Here is a 24,360-nt window from a genome sequence, read left to right as displayed (position 1 = left end):
CCCCCGCGACGCGGGTTAAGAGTCCGTTGGAACGGGTTCGCGGCGTACCAAGAGCGGAAACAGCACCCAGAGGGCCAGCTGGCCAACGACGGCGCACGACCCGGCAATCACACCTGCCGACGGGCCGGCCACCGCGCCGAAGATGATGACCGTCACCCCGGTGAGCGACAACCCCATCAGCAGCAGACCGCAGTACGCGAAGCGGTGCGCCGCGGACACCATGTACACCGTTCGGTGGCGGCGAAACAACAGGCGATGCATCGCGACCGGCGCTTCCAGCAGCACGGTGGCGGCGACCGAGCATCCGACCGTTGCCAGGTAGACGATCTGCATCCTGGTGCTCAAATTGTCGAAGCGCGGCTGGAAAGGCAGCGTCAGCAGGAACCCGGTGAGCAGTTGGACGCCGGTTTGAACGACCCGCAACTCCTGCAGCAAGCTGAGCCAGTTGCGGTCCAGCCGCTGGGTCGGCGTCTCACCTCGCTGTGCGGTGTCCCAGGCCTGGTCCCGCTCGGGATGGTTGACCGCGTCCATGGCCGTTGATCATGCCAGCCCGGTCGGCGCCGTCAGGGCGAGTTCGAGCGGCCGGCCAACAGCAGCCGCGCCGACGTCTCCAGCCGGTCGGCGATCTGGACGTAGGAGGCATAACCCATGCCGGCGCGCACCAGGGCTCCGGCGTAGAGCAGCTCGAGCGACTCCACCACGTCCGGACTGTGATCGGAGCCCACCGCGGTGACAAGCCGCTGGTGGATTTCGCGGCCGATACGCACCCGCAGATGCTCGACCTCAGGGTCTTTGCCCAGCAACGCGTTGGTCACCGCGCCGGCCAGCTCGGGCTCGTCGGCAACCAGCAGGGCGATCTGACGCAGCACCGCGATCACCCGAACGGTCGAATCCGGCGAATCGGTCGGCGGCACCGGGCTGGATGCCAGCCGTCGCCAGAAGACTTCTGCGACAAGGTGTTCCTTGGACGAGAAGTAGGTGTAGGCCGTCGCAGCGCCGACCCCCGCTTCGGCTGCGACCATACGAATCGTCAACCCGGAGAAACCTTCTCGGCCGAGTACGCCGATCGCCGCCTGGCCCAGCCGGTCAACGGTATCGGCCTGCTTGGCGGTGAGTCGTCGTCTGGTCGATTCCCGAGCAACCGGGTTGGACACGTGTCCGGACACTACTACACCACTGCAGGTGCGGCAACAGATCGCGGACTCGGGTGCGTTACCGTCTCGGTGATGACGTTCTCTACCGATCGCGCGGACCTCACCGGCCGGCTGTTCGCATTGGCTGACCGGGTCACCGGGTTCATGCCCGCCGACGAAGGCCGCGCGCTGCACGACGCGGCGCTGCACTACCTCGACCACGGCGTCGCCGTCGAGATCGGTACATACTGCGGCAAGTCCACGGTGTTGCTGGGTGCGGCGGCGCACACCCGCGACAGTGTCCTCTATACCGTCGACCACCACCACGGCTCCGAAGAACATCAACCCGGGTGGGAGTATCACGACACGTCAATGGTCGACGACGTCTCCGGACTCTTCGACACCTTGCCGACGCTGCGGCACACTCTCGACGAGGCCGGTCTGGATGACAACGTCGTCGCGGTGGTGGGCAAGTCGACGGTGGTGGCCCGCGGGTGGCGTGCGCCGCTGCAGTTGTTGTTCATCGACGGCGGCCACAGCGAAGAGGCCGCCCACCGTGACTTCGACGGCTGGGCGAAATGGGTGAGCGCCGGGGGAGCGCTGATCATTCACGACGTCTTCCCCGATCCGCGCGACGGCGGACAGGCGCCCTATCAAATCTATTGTCGCGCAGTGGAAAGCGGCGCGTTCGTGGAGAGGTCCGTGCTCGGTTCGATGCGGGTGCTGGAGCGGGTCGCCGGCGACGCCGGTGTCGCGGTCTAGCGATCGACCACGCACTCGCAGTCGTAGTCGCCTTGTAGTCCGACCGGCAGGTCGGTGCCGCGGAAGATGCCGCTGCCCGCAGTGGTGCGCGACAGCGCGTCGGCGGCCAGGATCACCGCCGCGCCGGTCCAGGTGGTTCGCTCGACGGGCCAACGCTTTCCGTCGCTGAACACCAGACCGGTCCAGTAGGAGCCGTCCTTTTCGCGCAGATGCTGCATGGCCGCGAACTGCTGCAGAGCCGCCTTCCGGTTGCCCATCGCATCGAGGGCGAGCACCAGCTCGCAGGTCTCGGCGCCGGTCACCCACGGCCGGTCGTCGACACACCTGATGCCGAGGCCGTCGACCACGAAATCGCCCCACCGGTCCGCGATTCGGGCCGCCGCCGCGTGGCCGCGAAGCGCGCCACCCAGGATCGGGTAGTACCAGTCCATCGAGTGACGTGGCTTCTCGGTGAACGCCGATGGATGCGCGGTGATCGCATGGCCCAGCCGGCCGACGGCCATTTCCCACTCCGGCTGCGGCTCGTCGACCATGTTCGCCAGCGCCAGTGCACAGCGGATGCTGTGGAAGATGCTCGCGCAACCGGTCAGCAGCGCCTCCTCCAGAGGCCCGGAAGAGCTACGCGCCCAGCAGATTTCACCGCCTTCGAGCTGTAGGTCCACGACGAAGTCGATGGCGGCGCGTACCGTCGGCCACATCGCTGTGCCGAAGCCGCGATCGCCGGTGACCAGCACGTGGTGCCAGACTCCGACCGCCACATAGGCGCAGAAGTTGCTGTCGCTGTTGGCGTCTTCGACGACGCCGGCCCGCAACTGGATCGGCCAGGAGCCGTCAGCACGCTGTTGATGGCGACACCAGTCGAAGGCGCGTCGCGCCGGCTCCACCAGGCCCGCCGCGGTCAGCGCCATCGCGCATTCCACGTGATCCCACGGATCGGTGTGCCCACCTTGCGACCACGGGACCTCACCCGAGCGCTCTTGCAGCGCGGCAATCGATTCCGCCGTGCGGCGGCACTGTTCGGGGGAGAGGACGCCCGGCACGCCCGGTGGTTCAGACCAGTTCAACGGCGGACACCGGTTTCTCGAAATACAGCGCGACGCTCTTGCCGATCAACGGATTCAGCGTCGATTCTGCGACTCGGGTCAGCAACGGTCGCCGCATCATGTCCCACACCAGCATCTTGTGGTACGCGACAACGGCGGGGTGGTCGGACTTCTCCACGCCGACAAGGCATTTCAGCCACCAGAACGGGGCGTGCAGTGCGTGCGAGTGATGCGTGTGGGTGAAGGTCATACCGCGGCCGGTGATCTTGCCGCGCAGCCGGTCCGCCCGGTAGATGCGGATGTGACCGCCCTCGTTGCTGTGGTAGTCGTCGGACAGCAACCAGCACAACTGTTCAGGTAACCAGCGGGGCACCGTGACGGCCAGCGTGCCGCCGACCTTGAGCACGCGAATCAGCTCGGCGATCACCTCGTCGTCGGCCGGGACGTGTTCGAGGATCTCGGATGCTATGACGCAGTCGAACGTCTGGTCGGGGTAGGGCAACGCGCGTGCGTCCCCGACGACGGATTCGGCGCGCGCCGAGGCCGGTGCTTCGCCGGCATCGGCCATGGCGCGCAACAGCGTGGCCACGTCGTCGAGCTCGGCGGCGTTCTGGTCGAATGCCACGACGTCGGCACCGCGGCGGTAGGCCTCGAAGCTATGCCGCCCCGCACCGCACCCGACGTCGATGACCTTGGCGCCGTCACCGATTCCGAGGCGGTCGAAATCCACCGTCAGCACGGATCGCCCACAACCTGACTCGCATCGTGGACCGGGGTGCTGCGCGCGATGGCGCGCTCGTAGACGCGCACGGTCTGCGCGGCCACCGATTCCCAGCTGAACACCTCGACGGCGCGACGGCGACCGGCCGCGCCGAGTCGGTGCAGCTGGTCGGGGGAGGCCAGCAGCTCGCCGACGACCCGGATCAACTCGCCCGCGTCCCCGGGGCGCACCAATCTGGCGCATTCGCCGTCGGGACCCAGCACCTCGGGCAGCGCGCCGGCCCGGCTGGCCACGATCGGCGTACCGCTGGCCATCGCTTCGACCGCCGGAAGCGAGAATCCTTCGTACAACGAAGGGATGCAAGCGATTTCCGCGGATGCGAACAGGCGTGCCAGCTCGGCGTCGGCGAGTCCGCTGGAGGTGTGGACGATGTCGGAGATGCCGAGCTCGGCGATCAGCTTTTCGGTCGGGCCGTTGGGTTCCAGCTTGGCGACCAGCTGCAGCTCCAGGTCGTGTTCGGTCCGCAGCTTGGCCACCGCATGCAGCAGGTGCCCGACGCCTTTGAGTGGCCGGTCGGCGCTCGCGATCGCGATGATGCGACCGGGAACGCGGGGCTGCGCCGACGGCTTGAACAACGCGGTGTCGACACCCAGCGGTACGACGTGCAGTTGGTCCGGGTCCACTCCGAAGTCGGTGGTGACGTCGGCGGCCGACGACGAGGAGACCGTCAGCAACTCCGGAATGCTGCGGGCCACCCGCTCCTGCATCTTCAGGAAGCCGTACCAGCGGCGCACCGACGGTTTGCGCCACCATTTCGCGGCGGCGAGGTCCACGATGCGGTCGCGGGTGATCGGGTGGTGCACGGTCGCCACCACCGGCATGCCGGTCTGCGCGATCGTCAGCAGGCCGACGCCCAGACTCTGGTTGTCGTGCACGATGTCGAAGTCCCCGAGCCGGTCGGCCAGCAGGCGCGCAGCACGCAGGCTGAAGGTCCGCGGCTCGGGGAAGCCCGCGGTCCACACCGCGGCCAGTTCCAGCAGGTCGATGCGGTCCCGAATCTCGCGGGGATGCGGGATGCGGAAGGGGTCGGGTTCGCGATACATGTCGAGGCTGGGCACCTCGGTCAGCACTACCCGCGGGTCGAGTTCGTCGGGGTAGGGCTGACCGGAGAAGACCTCGACCTGGTGTCCCAGTTCGATCAGTCCGCGGCTCAGGTGGCGGACGTAAACGCCCTGGCCGCCGCAGTGCGTCTTGCTGCGATACGACAGCAACGCAATCCGCATACTCACGCCCGATCCGGTGCAGAGGTGAAGTCAGACATCACGGCGAAAGGTTCTGGCGGGGCGTCAGCGGACTTTCTGGACACGTGTCTGGACTATAGTTTGACTAGCTACCTGATGCAACGCACAGGTAGCGGCGCTACTTGGCCGATCCTACCCACCGCTAACGAGCGCGCTGACTCCCGACTCCGGGCCGGGCGGCGATACCGTGGTGTCATGCGCGCGCTGATCGTCGTCGACGTTCAGAAGGACTTCTGCGAGGGCGGCTCGCTGGCCGTGGCCGGCGGAGCGCACTTGGCGGGTGCCATCAGCGACTATCTGGCCGCCGGCGCGGACTATCGCCATGTGGTGGCGACCCAGGATTTCCACGTCGATCCGGGTGACCATTTCTCCGACCACCCGGATTACGTCTCGTCGTGGCCGCCGCACTGCCGCGCGGGCAGTGCCGGCGCGGAGTTTCATCCCGACCTCGATGTCGGGCGACTCGAGGCGGTGTTCCGCAAGGGTGCTTACGACGCCGGTTACAGCGGATTCAGCGGCGTCGACGACGCCGGGACCCCGCTGGCCGACTGGCTGCGAGACCGCGAGGTGAACGAGGTCGACGTCGTGGGCATCGCCACCGACCACTGCGTACGCCGGACCGCCGAAGACGCGGCGAAGGAGGGTCTGGCCACGCGGGTGCTGCTGGATCTGACGGCAGGCGTGGGGGAGCAGTCCACGGCCGCGGCGCTCGAAGCCTTGCGCGCGGTGGGCGTCACGATCGCGGCCAGCGCGTGACGGGCCCCATGGACCAGGCATTGCTGGCGGTGGTGGAGCGGTCGCCGCAGGCTGCCGCGGCCCACGACCGGGCGGGTTGGGTGGGCCTGTTCACCGCGGACGGGCGGGTCGAGGATCCGGTGGGCTCGCGACCCCACACCGGCGCGGCGGAGATCGGCCGCTTCTACGACACGTTCATCGGCCCGCGCGAGATCTCGTTCCACCGCGATCTCGATATCGTCCGCGGCTCGTCGGTGATCCGCGACCTCGACCTCGAGGTGGTGATGGGTTCCGCGGTCACCATGACCATTCCGGCAATCCTGCGTTACGACCTGCGGGAGGTCGACGGTGAATGGAGAATCGCACTGCTGCAAGCTTATTGGGAGTTGCCCGCGATGCTGTGGGAGTTCCTGCGCAACGGCGCAGCCGCGGTGCCGGCGACCGTCCAGCTGTCGCGAGGGCTGCTCCGCAACCAGCGGCTGCGCGGCGCCGTCGGATTCGCCGCCGGATTCCGCCGGGTGGGCTCCCGCCACAAGACACTGGTTGAGACATTCGTCAATGCAGTCGGGAGAGGTGATCGGTTCGCCGCGCTGCAGACGTTGTCATCCGGTGCGGCAATCACTCTCGGTGACGGCGACACCGCGGAGATCGTCGAGCTCGCAGAGCGGTGCGCCGGCGCGGTCACGACGAAGGTGATCGCTGCCGGCCAGACCGTCGTGGCTTCGGTCAGCGCGGGTCCGCGGCGTGGTGTCCTGTTCGCGGATATCACCCGGCGTGGCACCGGAATCCAGCGGATCCGGTACTTCCCGCAGTGACGACCACCCATTTCGACCGGCGGACGCTGCTGCGCGGCGCAGGCGCGCTCGGCGCTGCCTCATTGGCGCTGACGCCCACCGGGTGCAGCTCTCATGACGACGACGCGCTGACGTTCTTCTTCGCGGCCAACCCCGACGAGGCGGATGCTCGATTGCGGGTCGTCGACGCATTCCAGCGCAGGCACCCCGACATCAAGGTTCGGACGGTGCTGTCGGGCGGGGATGCGTTACAGCACGTGTCGATCTACTGCGCCGGCGGGAAATGCCCGGACGTGATGATGGCGTGGGACTTCACCTATTCGGGACTCGCCGAGCGTGGGGTCCTGTTGGATCTCAACACCATGCTGGCCCGCGACCCATCGTTCGCCGGGAAGCTTGCGCCGGACAGCATCTCATCACTCTACGAGACGTTCTCGTTCGACGGGGGCCAGTATGCCTTTCCCGAGCAGTGGTCCGGGGTGTTCATGTTCTACAACAAGAAGCTGTTCGCCGAGGCCGGTGTGCGACCGCCGCCCGGACGCTGGGATGAACCGTGGAGTTTCGGCGAATTCCTCGACGCAGCGAAAGCTCTCACCCGACGCGACAGTTCCGGGCGTGTCAGCCAGTGGGGCTTCGTCGACAGCTGGGCACCGTACTACTCGTCGATGTTGTTCGGCATGAACAACGGTGTGCCGTGGTCGAATCCGCGGATGAACCCGACACACCTGAACTTCGACAACGAGGCGTTCATCGAGGGCATCCAGTTCTACGCTGATCTGGCCGGCAAGCACTCAGTGGCGCCCAACGCCTCAGAGTCGCAGTCGATGTCCACCATGGGTCTGTTCACGTCGGGCCGAGCGGCCATGGTGCTCGGTGGACATTGGCGATACCAGACCGTCGTTCGGGCGAAAGGCTTGGATTTCGACGTCGCGGTGCTGCCGACCGGCCCGAAAGGGCATGTCGCGCAGTCCAACATCGGTACCACCGGCTTGGCCATCGCGGCGAGTAGCCGCCACAAGGAACAGGCCTGGCAGTTCGTGAAATTCGCCGCCGGCCCGATCGGCCAGACCGTGATCGGCGACTCCGGACTGTTCGTGCCTGTCCTGCGATCGGCGATCGAGTCGGCCGGCTTCGCCAAGGCCCATGACAGGATCAGCAATCTCGCCGTCCTGACCGGCGGTCCCGCTCATGCCGAGGGCTTACCGATCACGCCGGAGTGGCCGAAGATCGCTGCGCTGCTGGACCGTAACCTCGGCCCGGTTCTGCGCGGCGCACGCCCGGCCACCTCGTTGTCGGACGGGCTGTCACAGGCGATCGAACAGGTGCTTCGGGCCGCATGACCGCGATCGACACCACCCTCGCCACGCCCTCGACCCGGCGGCACCGGTCGTCGAAACGACGCTCCCGAGCCGGCCGGCTGTTCGTTGCCCCGAACCTGATCGCGGTCGCGGTTTTCATGCTGTTCCCGCTCGCGTTCTCGCTGTACATGAGCTTTCACAACTGGGACGTCTTCAGACCGGCCAAATTCGTCGGCTTGTCGAACTACGGCAGCCTGTTCACCGGCGATCCGCTGTTCAGCATCGCGTTGCGCAACACCGTCGTGTACACCGTTGGGACCGTGGTTCCGACCGTCCTGATCAGCCTTGCCGTCGCAGGAGTGCTGAATCGGAAACTCAAGGGCATCGCCATCTTTCGGACCATCATCTTTCTTCCGCTGGCGGTGTCGTCGGCGGTGATGGCCGTCGTGTGGCAGTTCGTCTTCAACACTCAGAACGGTCTGCTCAACATCATGCTCGGCTGGGTCGGTATCGGTCCCATCCCGTGGCTGGTCGACCCGAAGTGGGCCATGACGTCACTGTGCATTGCCAGTATCTGGCGCAGCGTGCCGTTCGCGACGGTGATCCTGCTGGCCGCCATGCAGGGTGTGCCCGACACTCTTTACGAGGCGGCACGACTCGACGGGGCAGGGGAGTTGCGCCAGTTCGTATCGATCACGGTGCCGTTGATCCGCAGCGCGGTGTCTTTCGTCGTCGTCATCTCCATCATCCACGCCTTCCAGGCGTTCGATCTCGTCTACGTCCTCACCGGACGCAATGGCGGCCCCGAGACATCGACGTATGTCCTGGGCATCATGCTCTTCCAACACGCGTTCGCCTTCCTGGAGTTCGGTTACGCTTCGGCGTTGGCCTGGGTGATGTTCGCGATCCTGTTGGTGTTGACCGTGATCCAGTTGCAGCTCGGGCGCAGGCGGGCTGCTCAGGAGGAACGATCGTGGGCTTAGCCGAACGGGCGATCAAGCCCGGCATCCTTCGCGGCGCGATGTGGTATGCGGCGCTGACCGCAATCGCCTGGTGCGCGCTGTTCCCGATCCTGTGGGCGGTCTCGGGTTCGCTGAAGAGCGAAGGCGAGGTGACGCTGCCGATACTCTTTCCGGCCCATCCACAGTGGTCCAATTACCGCGAAGTGTTTGCGCTGATGCCTTTTTGGCGGATGTTCTTCAACTCAGTGCTGTACGCGGGATGCGTCTGTGTCGGCCAGGTGTTCTTCTGCTCGCTGGCCGGGTATGCGTTCGCCCGACTGCGGTTTCGTGGCCGCGACACGTTGTTCGTGCTGTATCTCGGCACGTTGATGGTGCCGCTGACGGTGACGGTGATTCCGCAGTTCATCATCATGCGGGTCGCGGGGCTGACCGATACGCCGTGGGCGATGATCGTGCCCGGGTTGTTCGGCAGCGCGTTCGGCACCTATCTCATGCGCCAGTTCTTCCGCACGATGCCGGTCGAGCTCGAAGAGGCAGCGATTCTCGACGGCTGCTCGCCGTGGCAGATCTATTGGCGGGTACTGCTTCCGCATGCCAAGCCGGCGGTCATGGTGCTGGCGGTGCTGACCTGGGTGAATGTGTGGAACGACTTTTTATGGCCGCTGTTGATGATTCAGCGCAACAGCATCGCCACCCTGACGCTCGGGTTGGTCCGGATGCAGGGCGAATACGTTGCCCGCTGGCCGATCCTGATGGCCGCCTCCATCCTCATCCTGCTGCCACTGCTTGTTATCTACACCGTTGCCCAACGCGCGTTCATCCGCGGCATCGCCGTCACCGGACTGGGCGGATAACGCATGGCATCGGTGACTTTCGAGCAGGCGACACGGTGCTATCCGGGTGCCGATCGGCCCGCGGTCGACCACCTCGACCTCGACATCGCCGATGGCGAATTCGTCGTGCTGGTCGGGCCGTCGGGATGCGGGAAGACGACATCGCTGCGGATGATCGCCGGGCTGGAAACGGTCGACTCTGGAAGCATCCGGATCGGCGCTCGCGACGTCACCGACGACGATCCCAAAGATCGTGACGTCGCGATGGTCTTCCAGAACTATGCGCTGTACCCACACATGTCGGTCGCGCAGAACTTGGGCTTCTCCTTGAAGATCGCCAAAATGTCGAAAGCCGATATCCGAGAACGAATATTGGACGCGGCACGGTTGCTGGATCTGGAGCCCTACCTCGATCGCAAACCGAAGGACCTGTCCGGAGGGCAACGCCAACGGGTGGCCATGGGTCGGGCGATCGTTCGGCGGCCGCAGGTGTTCTTGATGGACGAGCCGCTGTCGAACCTGGACGCCAAGCTGCGGGTGCAGACCCGCAACCAGATCGCCGGATTGCAGCGGCGGTTGGGCACCACCACCGTGTATGTCACCCACGATCAAGTCGAGGCGATGACCATGGGCGATCGCGTCGCGGTCCTGCGCGACGGCGTCCTGCAGCAGTGCGCGCCGCCTCGAGAGTTGTACCGATATCCCGCCAACGCGTTCGTCGCGGAGTTCATCGGTTCACCGGCGATGAACCTCTTCACGCTGCCCGTCGTCGACAACACCGTCCGGATGGGCGATTGGCCGATCCCAGTGCCCCGCGAAATCGCGCACTGTGCAGGCGAACTCGTGGTCGGTATCCGGCCGGAGCATCTCGAGATCGGTGCCGACGGTGTCGAGATACAGATCGACGTCGTCGAGGAGCTCGGCGCGGACGCTTACCTGTACGGGCGAATAGTCCTGGCCGACAACGCATTCAGCCAGCCCATCGTGGCACGCGTTGGCGGGCAGGACCCGCCAGCGCGGGGTAGCCGGGTGCGGCTGCGGCCTCAGCCGGAACACCTGCATTTCTTTGGTACCGATGGGGCTCGGAGGTAGCACGGCAATGACACGACAGAAAATCACGTTCAACCACGTCGGGCTGTGCGTTTCGGAGACGGCGCGGTCTCGGCGATTCTACGAGGGCCTGCTCGGTTTCACTTTCTGGTGGGAGCTCGAACCGCCCGACGAAGCGACCGGTCAATTGCTCGGGCTGGACCGCCCGATCGGATTGCACGCGACATATCTGATCCGCGACGGGCTCGTGCTCGAGCTGCTGGCGTATTCGCATCGCATGCTGCGGGCCGGGTCGGATCGAGTGATGGATCAGGTTGGGCTCACTCACCTGTCGCTGTCGGTGTCCGATCTCGGCGAGGTGCTGGCCGCGGTGGAGGCGTTCGGGGGATCGGTCGTCGAGAGCTCTGTCTCCGAGCAATCGGCCATGATCCGCGACCCGGACGGGCAACTGATCGAATTGCTTTCGGATTCTTGGCTTCAGGTCGTGCCGCCGCGACCACCCAGCTGAAACGTGCCGTTCGACAACGGTTCACCAAAGGTCCGGAGAATTACGCGGTGCCCGGCACCGATGCAGTCGACCGCGATCCCGAACCGCATATCGTCCTGGGCTTGGTCGGGGATCCGGGTGCGGCTGTTTCGCTTGCTCGCGAGCTGGCGGAGAACGGGCTCGAAGCCGAACTCAATCAACGGTTGCCCGGAGCCCGGTGGTGTATCGAGGTCGTCGAGGGCCGCCTGGTGCAACCGCCGAGCACCGACGATGAGATCGTGAACGCGGCGCGGCAGCTGCTGCTGAAGAAGGAATGGGATGTCGTGGTCTGCCTGACCGACCTTCCGCTGCATGTCGACCAACGTCCCGTTGTGGCCCATGCGAATCCGGTGCGCAACGTGGCGATCGTGTCGGTGCCTGCGTTGGGTGCGGTGGGCGCGCGTAACCGGATCAAAGAAGTGATCGGACGTCTGCTGGTGCGGCTCATCGGATCGCCAGAGGAACGCGGCGCCGATGCTCAGCGCACCGGCCGGCCGTCACGCCGGGTGACCGTGCAGCGGGTGCGCGAGCTTGGCAGCGACCCGGCCGATGAAGCGTTCTTCTACACCGCTCGAGTGCTAACCGGCAACTTGACCTTGATCTTCGGCATGGTCGCGGCCAATCAACCGTGGCGGTTGTCGTTGCGATTGTCGCGTGCGCTGACCGGTGCGGTCGCCGCCGGGGTGATCGGGTTGGTGACCGCCGACATTTGGCGGCTCTCCGACGCCTACGGGTGGGACCGGCTCGCTGGCACGTCGCTGGTGTCCATCGGCGCGACCGCCGCGACGCTTGTCATCGGAGGTGAACTCTGGGAGCCGATCGTCAGCCGTGCCGTGCGCAAGCAAGTCGTACTGTTCAATATCGCGACGGTGGTGACTGTGATGATCGGCGTCACCGTGCTGTACGTTGCGCTCTATGTGTTGGCGCTGATAGCCGCGTACTGGTTCGTGGTTCCCCAAGTCTGGAAGGACCAGGTCGGCCACCCGGCATCGGTCCGCGACTACTTCGAATTAGCATGGCTCACTTGCTCGTTGGCGATGATCGGGGGCGCGTTGGGCGCGGCACTGGAACCCGACGAGGCGGTGCGTGCGGCTGCTTACGTTCAGCACCCCGACGGCGAGGACGAACTCAGCGAAGCAAGCTGACTCAGGGCGCGGCGATACACAGCACTTCGTCGAGGCTGGCCGTCCCTAGCCCCGCGGCTTGATCAAAGCGGGCAGTGTCGAACATTGCCGGGCCGCGGGCCACCGAATTGGTCATGACGTACCGGCCGGCTCCAAATGCCCGGCGCGCCATGTCTTCCGGCGCGCTGACGCCGGTCAGCGTCGCCGCGTCGGCCAAGTTGACGGCCACCTGGAACACGCTCGGTTCGGCGTCGAGTACACCCGCGAGGCGGCCGATCAAGTTCTCGGGAGCGAAAAATCGCCAGCTCTGACCCAGATGCAGCCACAGCCGCCCCTGAATGTGTCCGCGGATCTGCTCGAGCTGAGTGCCCGGCGCGTCCCCGGAGCCAGGCTCTAGGAATTCCAGAAATTCGTAGAGCGCCTGTAGCATCTCGCGGTCGGTGGCGGACAGCCCGACGTCGATCGCGAGGAAGCGCCCGACGTACTCCACATCGGCGCAGCAATTGAGAAACGAGTTCAGTGTCTGCTGGGCGTCAACCAGGTCCGGTCCCACGATCAGGCTGACGGTTACGTCCGCGTCGGTTTGCGCGCCGATGAGGTTGCGCACCAGAGCATCTGGGTATTGCGATACGGCCTCCAGCATGGCCGGAACCGCTTGGTCACGGCTTTCGGCGATTCGTTGTCGCTCGCCGTCGGGGATGTCTGGCCGCGCCAGCAGCGCCCGCCACAGCATGAACGCGTCGAGGTGTTCGTCGTTACAGAACGCGGACTTCGCCTGCGCATCCGCTGCGCGCCACACATAGATGTCGGGGTACGGCAACACCATGTCGTCATCGGGACGCGGAATTTCGGCGGCGTGCGCGGCGAACAGGTAGCTCAGCCGGTAGTGCTTCTCGTTGAAGTGGTGGCGGGCGATGCAGTACAGGGGTTCTGCCCGGGTGGGTCGGAACTCCCACGCCAGCAGATACGCGTCCTGAACCTCGTGCCACGGAACGCCGAGCTCCTCCATCGACTGCGCGACCCGGAACATCGCCAAAAAGGTTTCCTCGCCCGCGCCCGCACTGAGCTCGATCATGCGTGCAAACCACTTGCGCGCGTTGACGAAATCGCGCGAGTCGAAATAAACCTGAGCCAGCATGGATACCGACCGCAGATCCTCGGGATCGCGCTCCACTGCGGGTAGCAGCTCATCGATGAACCGCTGAAAGGGGTCGACGTCTTTGGGTACGTCGGGTGGCTTCACAACACTGTCCACGGCCGCCTGCACCTGGGCTTCTGTCACGTCGAGGCCCAGTTCGTCGACGAGTCGGCGGACCACCGTCAGGGGCGATGCGCGGAGCTCTTCGAAATCGACTGTGACTTTTGGCGAATTGGCCAACGAAAGGTCTCGGGCCGCGATCAGACGTCTCGTCGTGGCCTCCCGCTCCTGTTGATCCTGAAACCATTCGAGTCGGCTCAGCGTCGCCGCAACTTTGGCGAAGGGGCGATCCACCACGACCGGCACGATCGGGCCCCACGCGCCAGGCAGGAGATCGACTGCGACGCACAGCAGGGGGTGCTTCACACCCGGCCGTGATCCCGCGGCCCGGGCAGCGCGGCGGTGATCGTCGGCCCAGCTTCGAAGCTTTTCCTGAAACAGGGATGGCTCCATTTGCAGCTGCGCGGTGGGCAGACTGATGGCCCTGCGGATCAATTGGCTGATATCCGCGTCTTCCCAAATCTCATGCAATTCGCGGTAACTCGCGTCGAAGCCGCGCCCCATGAACACGCCCAGCTGTCGCAGCACGCTGGCCACCGCAGAGGTGCCGCCGCCGAGCGGGCCCAACACCACGATCATCGGTTCGTCACCGGCCATGGCGCCTCCCTCGGCTCACGACGCGTTCAGCGCGGCGGCAGCACGGATGAGCGCGGTGAACGCTTTGTCGTCGAGCTTGTCGCCCTCGTGAAAGTCGATGGCGCGCCGGGTGTTGCCATCGAGGCTGGCATTGAAGAGCGCTGACGGGTCGTCCAGCGCCGCGCCTTTGGCGAAGGTCACCTTCACCGCGTTCTTGTATGTCTCGCCGGTGCAGATCATGCCGGCGTGATACCAGACCGGGACGCCTCGCCACTTCCACTCTTCGACGACATCGGGAACGGCCGCTTTGATCAGCTTCCGGATGTGGGCAAGAGTCTCACCTCTCCAATCGCCCAGCTCCTTGATCCTGGCGTCGATCAGTTGCGCGGGAGATTCGGCGCTAGCGCCGTCCTTCGGGGCATTCGCCTTCGCCATGCTCGAGTAACCCTGCTTCTTTCGTCAAAGTCGGCCGTCACCTTGAGTATCCCTGCCGGGCGAGCCCGAAATCCATCCGGGCTGCTCGACCGCGGAATGTCCTAGGACCCTGCACATCAGGGACCAAAGCCTCACGACTGATGACCTGACGCCGCCTAGCGTGTGCGTCAGCGAAGGGAGAGTCGAAATGTCCTCACAGAAAACGGAATACGGCGTCATGGTGGGTGTCGACGGATCGCCCGCATCAGACGCCGCGGTCTGGTGGGGTGCCCGTGAAGCGATGATGCGTAACATCCCGCTCAGCTTGGTGCACGTGGCCAACCCGGGTGCTTCAACGTGGGCACAGGCCCCACTGCTCGACGAATTCGCCAAGTGGCAGGAATCCGAGGGACGCGGCATGCTCGCGAACGCCTCGAAAATCGCCCACGACGCCGCAACCGGGGCCGAAAATCCGATTGCGATCAACACCGAACTGCTCTTTTCGGCCACCGTTCCCACACTTGTCGAACTGTCCCACAAAGCCGACCTCGTGGTCGTCGGCACCGATGGGCGCGGAGCTTTGACCCGCGGTCTGCTCGGCTCGGTCAGCTCCGAACTGTTGCGGCAGGCCCACTGCCCGGTCGCGGTCGTCCGCGACGAAGAGCCCCGGACGCAGGATCGTGCGCAGGCACCGGTTCTCGTGGGGATAGACCACTCCCCGTCCTCGGAACTTGCTCTGAAGATCGGGTTCGACGAAGCCTCGCGTCGGCATGTCGGCCTGGTAGCCCTGCACGCGTGGAGCGATCGAGAGCTGGTCGAACTGCCCGGCATCGACTGGCCAGCGGTCAAGGCCGAAGAAGAACGCCTCCTCAGCGAGGCGTTGGCGGGCTGGCAGGAACGCTACCCCGACGTCACGGTGACCAAACGTCTGCTGTGTGATCGTCCTGCGCATGCGCTTGTCGATACGTCCGGCGCGGCACAGCTCGTCGTAGTCGGCAGCCACGGACGAAACATGGTCTCCCGCATGATGTTGGGGTCCGTCAGCCACGCCGTCGTTCAGTCGGTGCACAGGCCCGTGATCGTGGCGCGGCCTTGAGGCCCGAATGCTCAGTCGCCGGATCCTACTGACTGCGAGCAACTATCACCGGGGTGCGGGATGCATGCGCGACCGCGGTGCCGACCGATCCGAGTGCCATGCCGGCGAACCCGCCCCGGCCGTGGCTGCCGACGACCACAAGCTGCGCACTCGCGGCGAGGTTGACCAGGTGAGTGGCCGGCCGGTCGTCCACCACGGTCTGCTGAACGCTCACCCCCGGATAGCGTTCCTGGTAGGCGGCCAGGCGTTCGGTCAGCATCTCGCCGACAGCGGACAGCCCGGTCGAGTATGTGGTGCTCAGAATGTGAGACATGTCGGTGTCGCTGGCGGCGTGCAGCACAAGCAAATCCACGCCGCGCATCGCTGCTTCGTCGAAGGCGATTTCGGTTGCGAGTTCGGACGCCGCTGATGCATCGGTGCCCAGGAGCACCGGTGCCGTGGTGGCCTCCGCGTAGAGCGAAGCGTCTTGGTGGATCACCGCGACCGGGCAGTGGGCGTGATGGATGAGGGCGGTGCTGACCGATCCCAACAACACCCGGCGCAGGGCGCCCAACCCGCGAGCCCCGACGACCACCATGTCCGCGTTTTTCGACATGTCAACCATTGCCGAAGCAGGCTGAGAGAACAACAGCTTGCGGTTCAGATCACTTGGGGCGCCGTCCTTCACGAAGTCGTTGATGTTCGTCACCGCGTCGTCGAGAATGGCCTCCGCGTCGGCTTCGCAGAGTTCGCGGAGATTCGACGGGGGCCATCCGGGGATCGGCAGGGCGATCGCTTGTACGAGCGTGAGGCGCTCCTTGCGCATCGCCGCCTCATGCGCAGCCCACCGGACCGCCACATCGGAGTTGCCTGACCCGTCGACGCCGACAACGACGCCGAGATGCTGTTCCGAGCCGGTCATTTGGCTGTCCTTTCGACTACCACCCAGGCTGATTCGCCGTCGACGCTACGAGCCAGACCCGTGACAGCGCAGAGGCGTAGGTCCCTGGCGAAGTGGCCATATTGCCTCTAGGGTCCAATGTCCAGCCACAAGGGGCACTACGCCTCCTGCCTTCAGCGGATCGCGTCGATACCGTCATCGGTGTCCTACGCCCGCTCAGGAGCGCCTATGAACAACGCATTGCCACCAAGACCCGTCGTCGTCGCCGTGGACGGCTCGGACGCAGCGATCGGTGCGGCCGAATGGGCAGCCAAGGAAGCCGTCCACCACGCCGTTGCGCTCCGGCTCGTACACGTCATCCACGAATCGGCCGACCTCGACGGACCCGAGCGCCAATATTCGGAAAGCGCTTTGCACGCCGCCTGTTCGGCGGTAAAAGCAACCGGGCTTCCCGTCGAGGTCGACACCGAGGTGCTACACGGCGACGTCGGGGCGGCACTGATCGGGGAGTCGGAAAGCGCGACCCTCGTCTGCGTCGGGTCCGCGGGCATCGGCCGGGTTGCTGCTGCGGTCCTGGGATCGACCGCCGCGACGCTCGCTGAGCGAGCACGCTGCCCGGTGGCGATCATCCGGCGCAGTCACGGCCGGCCGCTGCCGGAGGCCGGCTTCATTGTCGTAATCCTCGACGGTGATCCGGGTGATGAGAATGCGATGCGGTGGGGTATGGAAGAAGCCCGGGTGCGGCGTGCACCCGTCCTCGCGCTGGGCGTCTGGTCCTGGCCGCATTTCGACATCGACAACGAACGCGTCTATCGCCGATTGAACCACTGGCTGCATCGATATCCGGACGTCAAGGTCGAAGTCGCGACGACCCGGCTGAGCGCGCAGCGGTATCTCCAGACCTTCATCGGGGCGATTCAGCTGGTCGTGATCGGCCACGGAGGCGCCGACCGGGTGCTGCAGTTGGTGGGCCCGCACAAGGTGCCGATCCGCGCCCACGCCGATTGTTCAGTTCTCGTTGCCCACGGCGCCGAACAAACCGACGATAATGAACGGGGGTGTCCGCCAGCACCGGAAAGAAGTGTTCTGTGAATCGACCGCAATCCGTTGGACATACAGCGCTCGACCCGGTCACGATGAGTGAAGACCAGCTGCGTCTGATCGACAGCTACTGGCGCGCGGCCAATTACCTGTCGGTCGGTCAGATCTACCTGCTGGACAACCCGCTGCTGGCCGAACCGCTCGAAGCTGAGCACGTCAAGCCCAGACTGTTGGGGCACTGGGGTACAACGCCCGGACTCAACCTGATCTACGCGCACCTGAACCGCGTCATCCGCGACCGGGACGCCGATGTCATCTACGTCACCGGACCAGGCCACGGTGGACCGGGACTGGTGGCCAACGCATATCTGGAGGGCACCTACAGTGAGGTGTATCCCGGCATCGGGCAGGACGCTGAGGGTTTGCGAAAGCTGTTCCGGCAGTTCTCTTTTCCCGGGGGCATCCCGAGCCACGTTGCCGCCCAGACTCCCGGGTCGATCCACGAGGGCGGCGAGCTCGGCTACTCCCTGGTCCATGCTTTCGGTGCGGCATTCGACAATCCCAACCTGGTCGTCGCGTGTGTGATCGGTGACGGTGAGGCCGAAACCGGGCCGCTCGCCGCGAGCTGGCATTCCAACAAGTTCCTCAACCCGGCGATCGACGGGGCAGTATTGCCGATTCTGCACCTGAACGGATACAAGATCGCCAATCCGACTGTGCTGGAACGCATACCGTCACCCGAGTTGGAAGCCCTGTTGCGCGGGTACGGCTACCGCCCGATCACGGTTTCCGGAGACGAGCCGAAGATCGTTCATCAGCAGCTCGCGGCGGCGTTCGACGACGCGTTCGACGCGATCTCAGCGATTCAGAAGGCGGCGCGAAACGGGGGAGTCGCCGACCGTCCCGTGTGGCCGATGATCGTGCTCCGCACGCCCAAAGGCTGGACCGGTCCCAAAGTGGTGGACGGCAAGCCGGTGGAAGGTACCTGGCGAGCGCATCAGGTGCCGCTGGCCGAAACGCGCGACAACCCCGAACATCGCGCGCAGCTGGAAAGCTGGCTGCACAGCTACCGCCCGGCGGAACTCTTCGACGAGCACGGGGCGCTGCGTCCTGAACTCAGAGCCTTACCACCGACCGGGGCGCGGCGGATGAGCGCCAATCCGCACGCCAACGGTGGGCAACTGCTCCGCGAATTGGACCTGCCCGACTTCGCCGACTACGCGGTGCCAGTGGATCAACCGGCCGCCACAATGCACGAAGCGACCCGCGTTCTGGGGGCTTTCCTTCGCGACGTCATCGTGCGTAATCCCGACCGCTTCCGATTGATGGGCCCGGACGAGACCGCATCGAACCGGCTCGGGGCGGTCTTCGAATCGACCGACAAGGTCTGGCTGTCGAGGACCACGCCCGACGACGAGAACCTCGCACCCGATGGCCGGGTGATGGAAGTGCTCTCCGAGCACCTCTGCCAGGGCTGGCTCGAGGGATATCTCCTGACCGGTCGGCACGGCCTCTTCAACTGCTACGAAGCGTTCGTCCACATCGTCGATTCGATGTTCAACCAGCATGCCAAATGGTTGTCCACCAGCCGCGAACTGTCCTGGCGGCAGCCGATCGCATCGCTGAATTACCTTCTGAGCTCCCATGTTTGGCGCCAGGACCACAACGGCGCATCTCATCAGGACCCGGGATTCATCGATCTGGTCGCCAACAAGCGTCCCGAGATCGTGCGGGTCTACCTGCCGCCGGACGCCAACAGTTTGCTGTCGGTGACAGACCACTGCCTGCGAAGCCGTAATTATGTCAACGTCATCGTGGCCGGCAAGCAGCCCGCGCTGTCGTATCTGCCGATGGACGACGCGATTCTGCACTGCACCCGCGGTCTGGGCATCTGGCAGTGGGCCAGCACTGCGACCGCCGAACCCGACGTGGTGATGGCCTGTGCGGGAGACATTCCCACGCTGGAGACGTTGGCTGCCGCCGACATTCTGCGACGAGAACTGCCCGAGCTTCGGGTGCGACTGGTCAACGTGGTCGACCTAATGCGGCTGCTGCCGGACTCCGAGCATCCGCACGGGCTCACCGATCATGAATTCGACGCGTTGTTCACCACCGATAAACCGGTCATCTTCGCCTACCACGGCTACCCGTGGCTGATTCATCGGCTGACGTATCGCCGCGACGTGCACCACTACATCCATGTGCGGGGATTCAAGGAGCGAGGCACCACCACGACGCCGTTCGACATGGTGATGCTCAACGATCTGGATCGCTTCCATCTGGTGATGGACGTCATCGATCGGGTTGACGGGTTGGCCGAGCGCGCAGCGATGTTGCGCCAACGGATGGTGGACTCGCGCCTGGCCGCTCGCCGGTACACCCGTGAGCACGGCGAGGACGACCCGGCGATCTCCGACTGGACATGGTCGTCAACGTGACCTCACGTTGTCTGACAGTCTGATACGCCGGTGGCTGTTCTTGTAGCCTTCGGTTCGTTCATCACCACGTTGCTCGGCGGTTACGCCGCCCTGCGCATCAGGTCCTATCGCTATCTGGTGCTCGGCTTGGCCGCCGGGCTGATGCTCGGAGCGGTGAGCTTCGATTTGCTGCCCGAAGCGTTGAACGACGATCCCTGGCGCCTGTTCGGCATACCTACCCCGTTGGTGGCTTTCGTGTTCGGCTTCTTGGTGCTGCACGTGATCGAACACGCGGTGGGCATCCATCGCGGCCAGGCATCACGCGAGAGCGAGGTGAACGAAGCGCCCGCCGTCGGACTGCTGGCGGCATCGGGACTGGTCGGGCACAGCGTCATGGACGGCTTTTCCATCGGCGCCGGGTTTCAGGCGGGTGCTGCCGTCGGCGTGGTGGTAGCAGTGGCGGTGATCGGCCACGATTTTGCCGACGGCTTCAACACCTACACCGTGACCTGGCTCTACGGCAACAGCCGTCGCCGCGCGCTGATGCTGCTGGTCGCTGACGCCGTGGCGCCGGTTGCCGGTGCGGCTCTCACGTTGCTCGTGACGATTCCGCATCGGCTACTCGATTGCTATCTAGGGTTCTTCGCCGGCTTCCTCATGTATCTGGCGAGCGCCGATATCCTGCCCCGGGCTCAGGCCGGACGTCATGGTGCTGCGACGTTGGCATGCACGATCGCCGGGGTGATGTTCATGTTGTTGATCGTGGGACTCGCGACCTGAACGATCTACACGACGACGAACCACACGGCGGCGTAGTGACTCACCGCCGCGGCTGCGGTGAAGGCGTGAAAAAACTCGTGATAGCCGAAGGTGCGCGGCCATGGGTTCGGCCAACGAATGGCGAAAAAGACGGCGCCGACGTTGTAGAGGGCCCCGCCGGCGATGAGCAGGCCGACGACGATCGGACCTCCGCCATCGAGCAGGGTGCTGGCGAACCAGATCCCCACATAGCCGAGCAAGAGGTAGAGCGGCACGCCGACCCATCGCGGGGAGGACGGCCACCACACCTTCAGTGCCACGCCGGCTGCTGCCCCCGCCCAGACGATCGCCAGCATCTCGGTGCCGGTGCGTGGCGGCATCGCCAGCAGTGCGAACGGGGTGTAGCTACCGGCGATGAAGATGAAGATCGCTGAGTGGTCCAGCCGCTGCATCCACTTCAAGGCCACCGGATTGTGCCAGTGCTTGCGGTGATAGATGGCGCTGACGCTGAACATCGCGACAATGGTGACGGTGTAGATGAGGGTCGCAAGTACGGCTTTCTGTGTTGATGTGATTCCCGCAACCGACACCAGTGCCAGCCCGCCCACGGTGGCGATGGCCGCCGAGCAGAGGTGGATCCAGCCGCGTGCGCGCGGTCTCCCGATCAGGTCGGCGACGGTGTCGGCGAGACCTTGGGGCAGGTCGTCGACGACGGGGGTCACCAGATCTCCCGCTGGAGAAGCTGCTTTCGGGTCCGCCCGGCGAGGCGTCATCGACCCTTCTCGACCGACCATCCCGGGGTCGGCAGGCCGCTTCGAGCTTGAACCACCATGTCACGATACCTATGACCGTGTATTGCGAGGATCATGACGGCGCCGCCCGCTTGGCGCTTGCTGGTGCGGTGTGTCTGCGCTGGCGGTTTTCGGCGACTATCGTCTAGGCGATGCCTGTCCCTGCATCCGCACCTACGGCACATGTCGAAGGCGTCGAACGGTTTTTGGCGAGCTACCGTTCGATTCCCCCGACGGCGGGTGTTCGACTGGCCAAGGCCTCCTCCAATTTGTTCCGCGAACGCGCTAGATTCAGCACTCCTGGACTAGACGTTTCAGGGCTGACGAACGTCATATCGGTTGACCCGGAGGCACGCACCGCCGACGTTGCCGGCATGTGCACCTACGAAAATCTGGTGGCAGCGACGCTCCCGTATGGTCTGTCGCCGCTGGTGGTCCCGCAATTGAAGACCATCACGCTGGGCGGGGCAGTAGCCGGGTTGGGTATCGAGTCGGCCTCCTTCCGCAACGGCCTGCCTCACGAGTCGGTGCTGGAGTTGGATATCCTCACCGGCACAGGAGAATTGCTCACCGCCTCCGCCCAGCAGCACGCCGACCTCTTCCGCGCATACCCGAATTCTTATGGCACACTGGGATATTCGACACGGTTGCGCATCGAACTAGAATCCGTCAAACCGTTCGTCTCGTTGCGGCATGTGCGGTTCCACTCGCTCAGCCACCTGATGGCGGCGATGAACCGCATCATCGACACCGCCGAATTCGACGGTGTCTCTGTCGACTATCTCGACGGCGTGGTGTTCAGCGCCACCGAGAGCTACTTGTCTCTCGGTGTACGCACCGCGGCGCCCGGCCCGACCAGTGACTACACCGGACAACGCATCTACTACCGCTCCATCCAGCACGACACCGACACCACAGAAGACCGGTTGACAACGCACGACTATTTCTGGCGGTGGGACACCGATTGGTTCTGGTGCTCCGGTGCTTTCGGTGCACAGAATCCCCGTCTGCGACGCTGGTGGCCGCGACGCTACCGCCGCAGCAGCGTGTACTGGAAGCTGGTCGCACTCGACCGGCGGTTCGGCATCGCCGACCGCATCGAAAAGCGCAATGGCCGTCCTCCTCGGGAACGGGTGGTCCAAGATGTCGAGCTTCCGCTAGAACGCACGACGGAGTTCTTGGAATGGTTTCTCAAGGCGGTGCCGATCGCTCCGATCTGGTTGTGTCCGTTGCGGTTACGCGATCATGACGGTTGGTCGCTGTATCCGCTCCGGCCGGGACGCAGCTACGTCAATGTCGGCTTCTGGTCGTCGGTTCCGGCGGGCGTGGCCGATGGCGCGACGAATCGATTGATCGAGGAGAAGGTCGGCTCGCTGGACGGGCACAAATCGCTTTACTCCGACTCCTACTACAGCAGAGAAGAGTTCGACGAACTCTACGGCGGCGAAACGTACAAGACCGCGAAGAAAATCTACGATCCGGATTCCCGCTTTCTCGACCTATACGCAAAGGCGGTGCAACGACGATGACGACCACCAAGGAGCCGGCGTCGACCGCGACCGGCAAGTTGAGCCTCGCTGACGTCTTGGCGGTCCTCACCCGCGGCGCGACGGAATCGTTACGGTTCACTGCCTACGACGGCAGTAGCGCCGGAGCCGAAGACGCCCAACTGGGAATGGACCTGCTGACTCCTCGCGGTACGACCTATTTGGCCACCGCGCCAGGTGAACTCGGTCTGGCCCGCGCGTACGTTGCCGGTGACATCGAGGCGCGCGGTGTTCACCCCGGCGATCCCTACGACGTGCTCAAGTTGCTGGCCGAAAAGGTCGCGTTCACCAGGCCTTCGCCGCGACTGATGGCCGGCATCATCCGCGCGGTCGGCATCGAGCATCTCCTGCCGGCAGCGCCACCGCCGCAGGAAATGCTTCCGCGCTGGCGCCGAGTCGCCGAGGGCATGCGGCACAGCAGGACTCGTGATGCCGGGGCCATCCGATACCACTACGACGTCTCCAACTCCTTCTACGAGTGGGTCTTGGGACCGTCGATGACCTATACGTGCGCGGTCTATCCGGAGTCCGACGCAACGCTGGAGGCGGCCCAGGACAACAAGTACCGGCTGATTTTCGAGAAGCTGAGGTTGCAGCCGGGGGACCGGCTACTCGACGTCGGCTGTGGATGGGGTGGCATGGTGCGCTACGCCGCCCACCGCGGCGTCCATGCCATCGGCGCGACATTGTCCGCACAGCAGGCTGCTTGGGCTCAAACAGCGATCCAGGCCGAAGGTCTCGGCGAACTTGCCGAGGTGCGTCACTGCGACTATCGCGACGTCGACGAAACCGGTTTCGACGCAGTCTCTTCGATCGGTCTGACCGAACATATCGGCGTGAAGAATTATCCGTCATATTTCGGGTTCCTCAAGTCCAAGTTGCGCACCGACGGTTTGCTGCTCAACCACTGCATCACCCGCAACAACAACAAGGCGAACTTCCGCGCGAGCAGCTTCACCGATCGCTACGTCTTTCCGGACGGCGAGCTGACAGGGTCGGGCCGCATTCTTTCCCACATCCAAGACGTGGGATTCGAGGTGCTCCACGCGGAAAATTTTCGTCACCACTACGCGATGACGTTGCGTGACTGGTCCCGCAACCTCGTCGCGCACTGGGACGAGGCTGTCGCCGAGGTTGGCATCGCCACCGCGAAGGTGTGGGGCTTGTACATGGCGGCGTCCCGGGTGGCGTTCGAACAGAACAATATTCAACTGCACCACGTGCTCGCGTCCAACCTCGCCAAACATGGTAACGACGGCCTGCCACTGCGCCCATGGTGGCAGGCCTAACCCGGGCTGC

At 64.9% G+C, this 24,360-nt stretch carries 24 protein-coding genes; 15 read left to right on the top strand and 9 right to left on the bottom strand.

The features are described from left to right. Nucleotides 1-15: 15 nt before the first annotated feature. The gene (locus tag G6N27_RS05435; RefSeq protein WP_163775423.1) at nt 16-531 is read right to left on the bottom strand and encodes a DUF6328 family protein; all 516 of its coding nucleotides are present in this window, start codon (nt 529-531) and stop codon (nt 16-18) included. A 32-nt stretch (nt 532-563) separates the two neighbouring features. Then, nucleotides 564-1,154: a TetR/AcrR family transcriptional regulator gene (locus G6N27_RS05430; protein WP_163775422.1), complete on the bottom strand. Its 591-nt coding sequence runs from the start codon at nt 1,152-1,154 to the stop codon at nt 564-566. 72 nt (nt 1,155-1,226) lie between these two features. Here G6N27_RS05430 and G6N27_RS05425 point away from each other — a divergent pair, with 72 nt between their 5' ends. Next, nucleotides 1,227-1,895, top strand: a complete 669-nt coding sequence (locus tag G6N27_RS05425; protein ID WP_163775421.1) for a class I SAM-dependent methyltransferase — start codon at nt 1,227-1,229, stop codon at nt 1,893-1,895. Here G6N27_RS05425 and G6N27_RS05420 read toward each other — a convergent pair. Genes G6N27_RS05420 through G6N27_RS05410 form a run of 3 tightly spaced genes read right to left on the bottom strand, consistent with a single transcriptional unit; the run spans nt 1,892 to nt 4,942 of the window. Beyond that, nucleotides 1,892-2,959, bottom strand: coding sequence for a prenyltransferase (locus G6N27_RS05420; RefSeq protein WP_163775420.1), 1,068 nt, complete (start codon nt 2,957-2,959; stop codon nt 1,892-1,894). The genes G6N27_RS05425 and G6N27_RS05420 overlap by 4 nt on opposite strands. Further along, entirely contained in the window at nt 2,946-3,677 is a 732-nt protein-coding gene (locus G6N27_RS05415; protein ID WP_163775419.1) for a class I SAM-dependent methyltransferase, read from the bottom strand. Before G6N27_RS05415 ends, G6N27_RS05420 begins: the two co-directional genes overlap by 14 nt. Continuing rightward, nucleotides 3,671-4,942 (bottom strand): glycosyltransferase family 4 protein, encoded by a 1,272-nt coding sequence (locus G6N27_RS05410; protein WP_163781379.1) that lies wholly within the window; start codon nt 4,940-4,942, stop codon nt 3,671-3,673. The genes G6N27_RS05415 and G6N27_RS05410 overlap by 7 nt, the downstream gene beginning before the upstream one ends. A 213-nt stretch (nt 4,943-5,155) precedes the next feature. Between G6N27_RS05410 and pncA the strand changes: the two genes are divergently transcribed. Genes pncA through G6N27_RS05370 form a run of 8 tightly spaced genes read left to right on the top strand, consistent with a single transcriptional unit; the run spans nt 5,156 to nt 12,303 of the window. Next, nucleotides 5,156-5,716 (top strand): pyrazinamidase PncA, encoded by a 561-nt coding sequence (gene pncA, locus G6N27_RS05405; RefSeq protein ID WP_163775418.1) that lies wholly within the window; start codon nt 5,156-5,158, stop codon nt 5,714-5,716. After that, nucleotides 5,713-6,510, top strand: coding sequence for a ketosteroid isomerase family protein (locus G6N27_RS05400; protein ID WP_372512993.1), 798 nt, complete (start codon nt 5,713-5,715; stop codon nt 6,508-6,510). The genes pncA and G6N27_RS05400 overlap by 4 nt, the downstream gene beginning before the upstream one ends. Next, nucleotides 6,507-7,829 (top strand): ABC transporter substrate-binding protein, encoded by a 1,323-nt coding sequence (locus G6N27_RS05395; protein ID WP_163775417.1) that lies wholly within the window; start codon nt 6,507-6,509, stop codon nt 7,827-7,829. The genes G6N27_RS05400 and G6N27_RS05395 overlap by 4 nt, the downstream gene beginning before the upstream one ends. Continuing rightward, a complete protein-coding gene (locus G6N27_RS05390) occupies nt 7,826-8,770 on the top strand; it encodes a carbohydrate ABC transporter permease (protein WP_163775416.1) in 945 nt (314 codons plus the stop codon). The genes G6N27_RS05395 and G6N27_RS05390 overlap by 4 nt, the downstream gene beginning before the upstream one ends. Before the next feature lie 38 nt (nt 8,771-8,808). After that, a complete protein-coding gene (locus G6N27_RS05385; RefSeq protein WP_276044766.1) occupies nt 8,809-9,603 on the top strand; it encodes a carbohydrate ABC transporter permease in 795 nt (264 codons plus the stop codon). Nucleotides 9,604-9,606: 3 nt separating this feature from the next. After that, complete coding sequence (locus G6N27_RS05380; protein ID WP_163775414.1) at nt 9,607-10,674, top strand: ABC transporter ATP-binding protein; 1,068 nt, start codon at nt 9,607-9,609, stop codon at nt 10,672-10,674. A 7-nt stretch (nt 10,675-10,681) separates the two neighbouring features. Further along, nucleotides 10,682-11,140 (top strand): VOC family protein, encoded by a 459-nt coding sequence (locus G6N27_RS05375; RefSeq protein ID WP_163775413.1) that lies wholly within the window; start codon nt 10,682-10,684, stop codon nt 11,138-11,140. Next, the gene (locus tag G6N27_RS05370) at nt 11,104-12,303 is read left to right on the top strand and encodes a hypothetical protein (RefSeq protein WP_232064871.1); all 1,200 of its coding nucleotides are present in this window, start codon (nt 11,104-11,106) and stop codon (nt 12,301-12,303) included. Before G6N27_RS05375 ends, G6N27_RS05370 begins: the two co-directional genes overlap by 37 nt. A 1-nt stretch (nt 12,304) precedes the next feature. Here the strand turns inward: G6N27_RS05370 and G6N27_RS05365 are convergent, their stop codons facing one another. Further along, nucleotides 12,305-14,137 (bottom strand): hypothetical protein, encoded by a 1,833-nt coding sequence (locus G6N27_RS05365; protein WP_163775412.1) that lies wholly within the window; start codon nt 14,135-14,137, stop codon nt 12,305-12,307. A 15-nt stretch (nt 14,138-14,152) separates the two neighbouring features. Continuing rightward, the gene (locus tag G6N27_RS05360; protein WP_163775411.1) at nt 14,153-14,551 is read right to left on the bottom strand and encodes a DUF1801 domain-containing protein; all 399 of its coding nucleotides are present in this window, start codon (nt 14,549-14,551) and stop codon (nt 14,153-14,155) included. Nucleotides 14,552-14,738: 187 nt separating this feature from the next. Here G6N27_RS05360 and G6N27_RS05355 point away from each other — a divergent pair, with 187 nt between their 5' ends. Further along, nucleotides 14,739-15,626 carry a universal stress protein gene (locus G6N27_RS05355; protein ID WP_163775410.1) on the top strand — a complete coding sequence of 296 codons (888 nt, stop codon included), beginning with the start codon at nt 14,739-14,741 and terminating at the stop codon, nt 15,624-15,626. Nucleotides 15,627-15,651: 25 nt separating this feature from the next. Here the strand turns inward: G6N27_RS05355 and G6N27_RS05350 are convergent, their stop codons facing one another. After that, on the bottom strand, nt 15,652-16,527 hold the full coding sequence (locus tag G6N27_RS05350; protein WP_163775409.1) for a universal stress protein: 876 nt from the start codon (nt 16,525-16,527) through the stop codon (nt 15,652-15,654). A gap of 207 nt (nt 16,528-16,734) precedes the next feature. Here G6N27_RS05350 and G6N27_RS05345 point away from each other — a divergent pair, with 207 nt between their 5' ends. Genes G6N27_RS05345 through G6N27_RS05335 form a run of 3 tightly spaced genes read left to right on the top strand, consistent with a single transcriptional unit; the run spans nt 16,735 to nt 20,744 of the window. Continuing rightward, on the top strand, nt 16,735-17,598 hold the full coding sequence (locus tag G6N27_RS05345; protein WP_163775408.1) for a universal stress protein: 864 nt from the start codon (nt 16,735-16,737) through the stop codon (nt 17,596-17,598). A gap of 44 nt (nt 17,599-17,642) precedes the next feature. Beyond that, the gene (locus G6N27_RS05340; protein ID WP_163775407.1) at nt 17,643-19,985 is read left to right on the top strand and encodes a phosphoketolase family protein; all 2,343 of its coding nucleotides are present in this window, start codon (nt 17,643-17,645) and stop codon (nt 19,983-19,985) included. Nucleotides 19,986-20,015: 30 nt separating this feature from the next. Further along, the gene (locus G6N27_RS05335) at nt 20,016-20,744 is read left to right on the top strand and encodes a ZIP family metal transporter (protein WP_163775406.1); all 729 of its coding nucleotides are present in this window, start codon (nt 20,016-20,018) and stop codon (nt 20,742-20,744) included. 5 nt (nt 20,745-20,749) lie between these two features. Here the strand turns inward: G6N27_RS05335 and trhA are convergent, their stop codons facing one another. After that, nucleotides 20,750-21,496, bottom strand: coding sequence for a PAQR family membrane homeostasis protein TrhA (gene trhA, locus G6N27_RS05330; RefSeq protein WP_163775405.1), 747 nt, complete (start codon nt 21,494-21,496; stop codon nt 20,750-20,752). A 170-nt stretch (nt 21,497-21,666) separates the two neighbouring features. Between trhA and G6N27_RS05325 the strand changes: the two genes are divergently transcribed. Both G6N27_RS05325 and G6N27_RS05320 read left to right on the top strand, forming a co-directional pair. Next, nucleotides 21,667-23,043, top strand: a complete 1,377-nt coding sequence (locus G6N27_RS05325; protein WP_163775404.1) for an FAD-binding oxidoreductase — start codon at nt 21,667-21,669, stop codon at nt 23,041-23,043. Then, nucleotides 23,040-24,350, top strand: a complete 1,311-nt coding sequence (locus tag G6N27_RS05320) for a class I SAM-dependent methyltransferase (protein WP_163775403.1) — start codon at nt 23,040-23,042, stop codon at nt 24,348-24,350. Before G6N27_RS05325 ends, G6N27_RS05320 begins: the two co-directional genes overlap by 4 nt. Nucleotides 24,351-24,360: the final 10 nt, after the last annotated feature.

Source organism: Mycobacterium cookii, from assembly GCF_010727945.1.
In the GTDB taxonomy this organism is placed as follows: domain Bacteria; phylum Actinomycetota; class Actinomycetes; order Mycobacteriales; family Mycobacteriaceae; genus Mycobacterium; species Mycobacterium cookii.
This window is presented reverse-complemented; position numbering and strand designations above follow the sequence as displayed.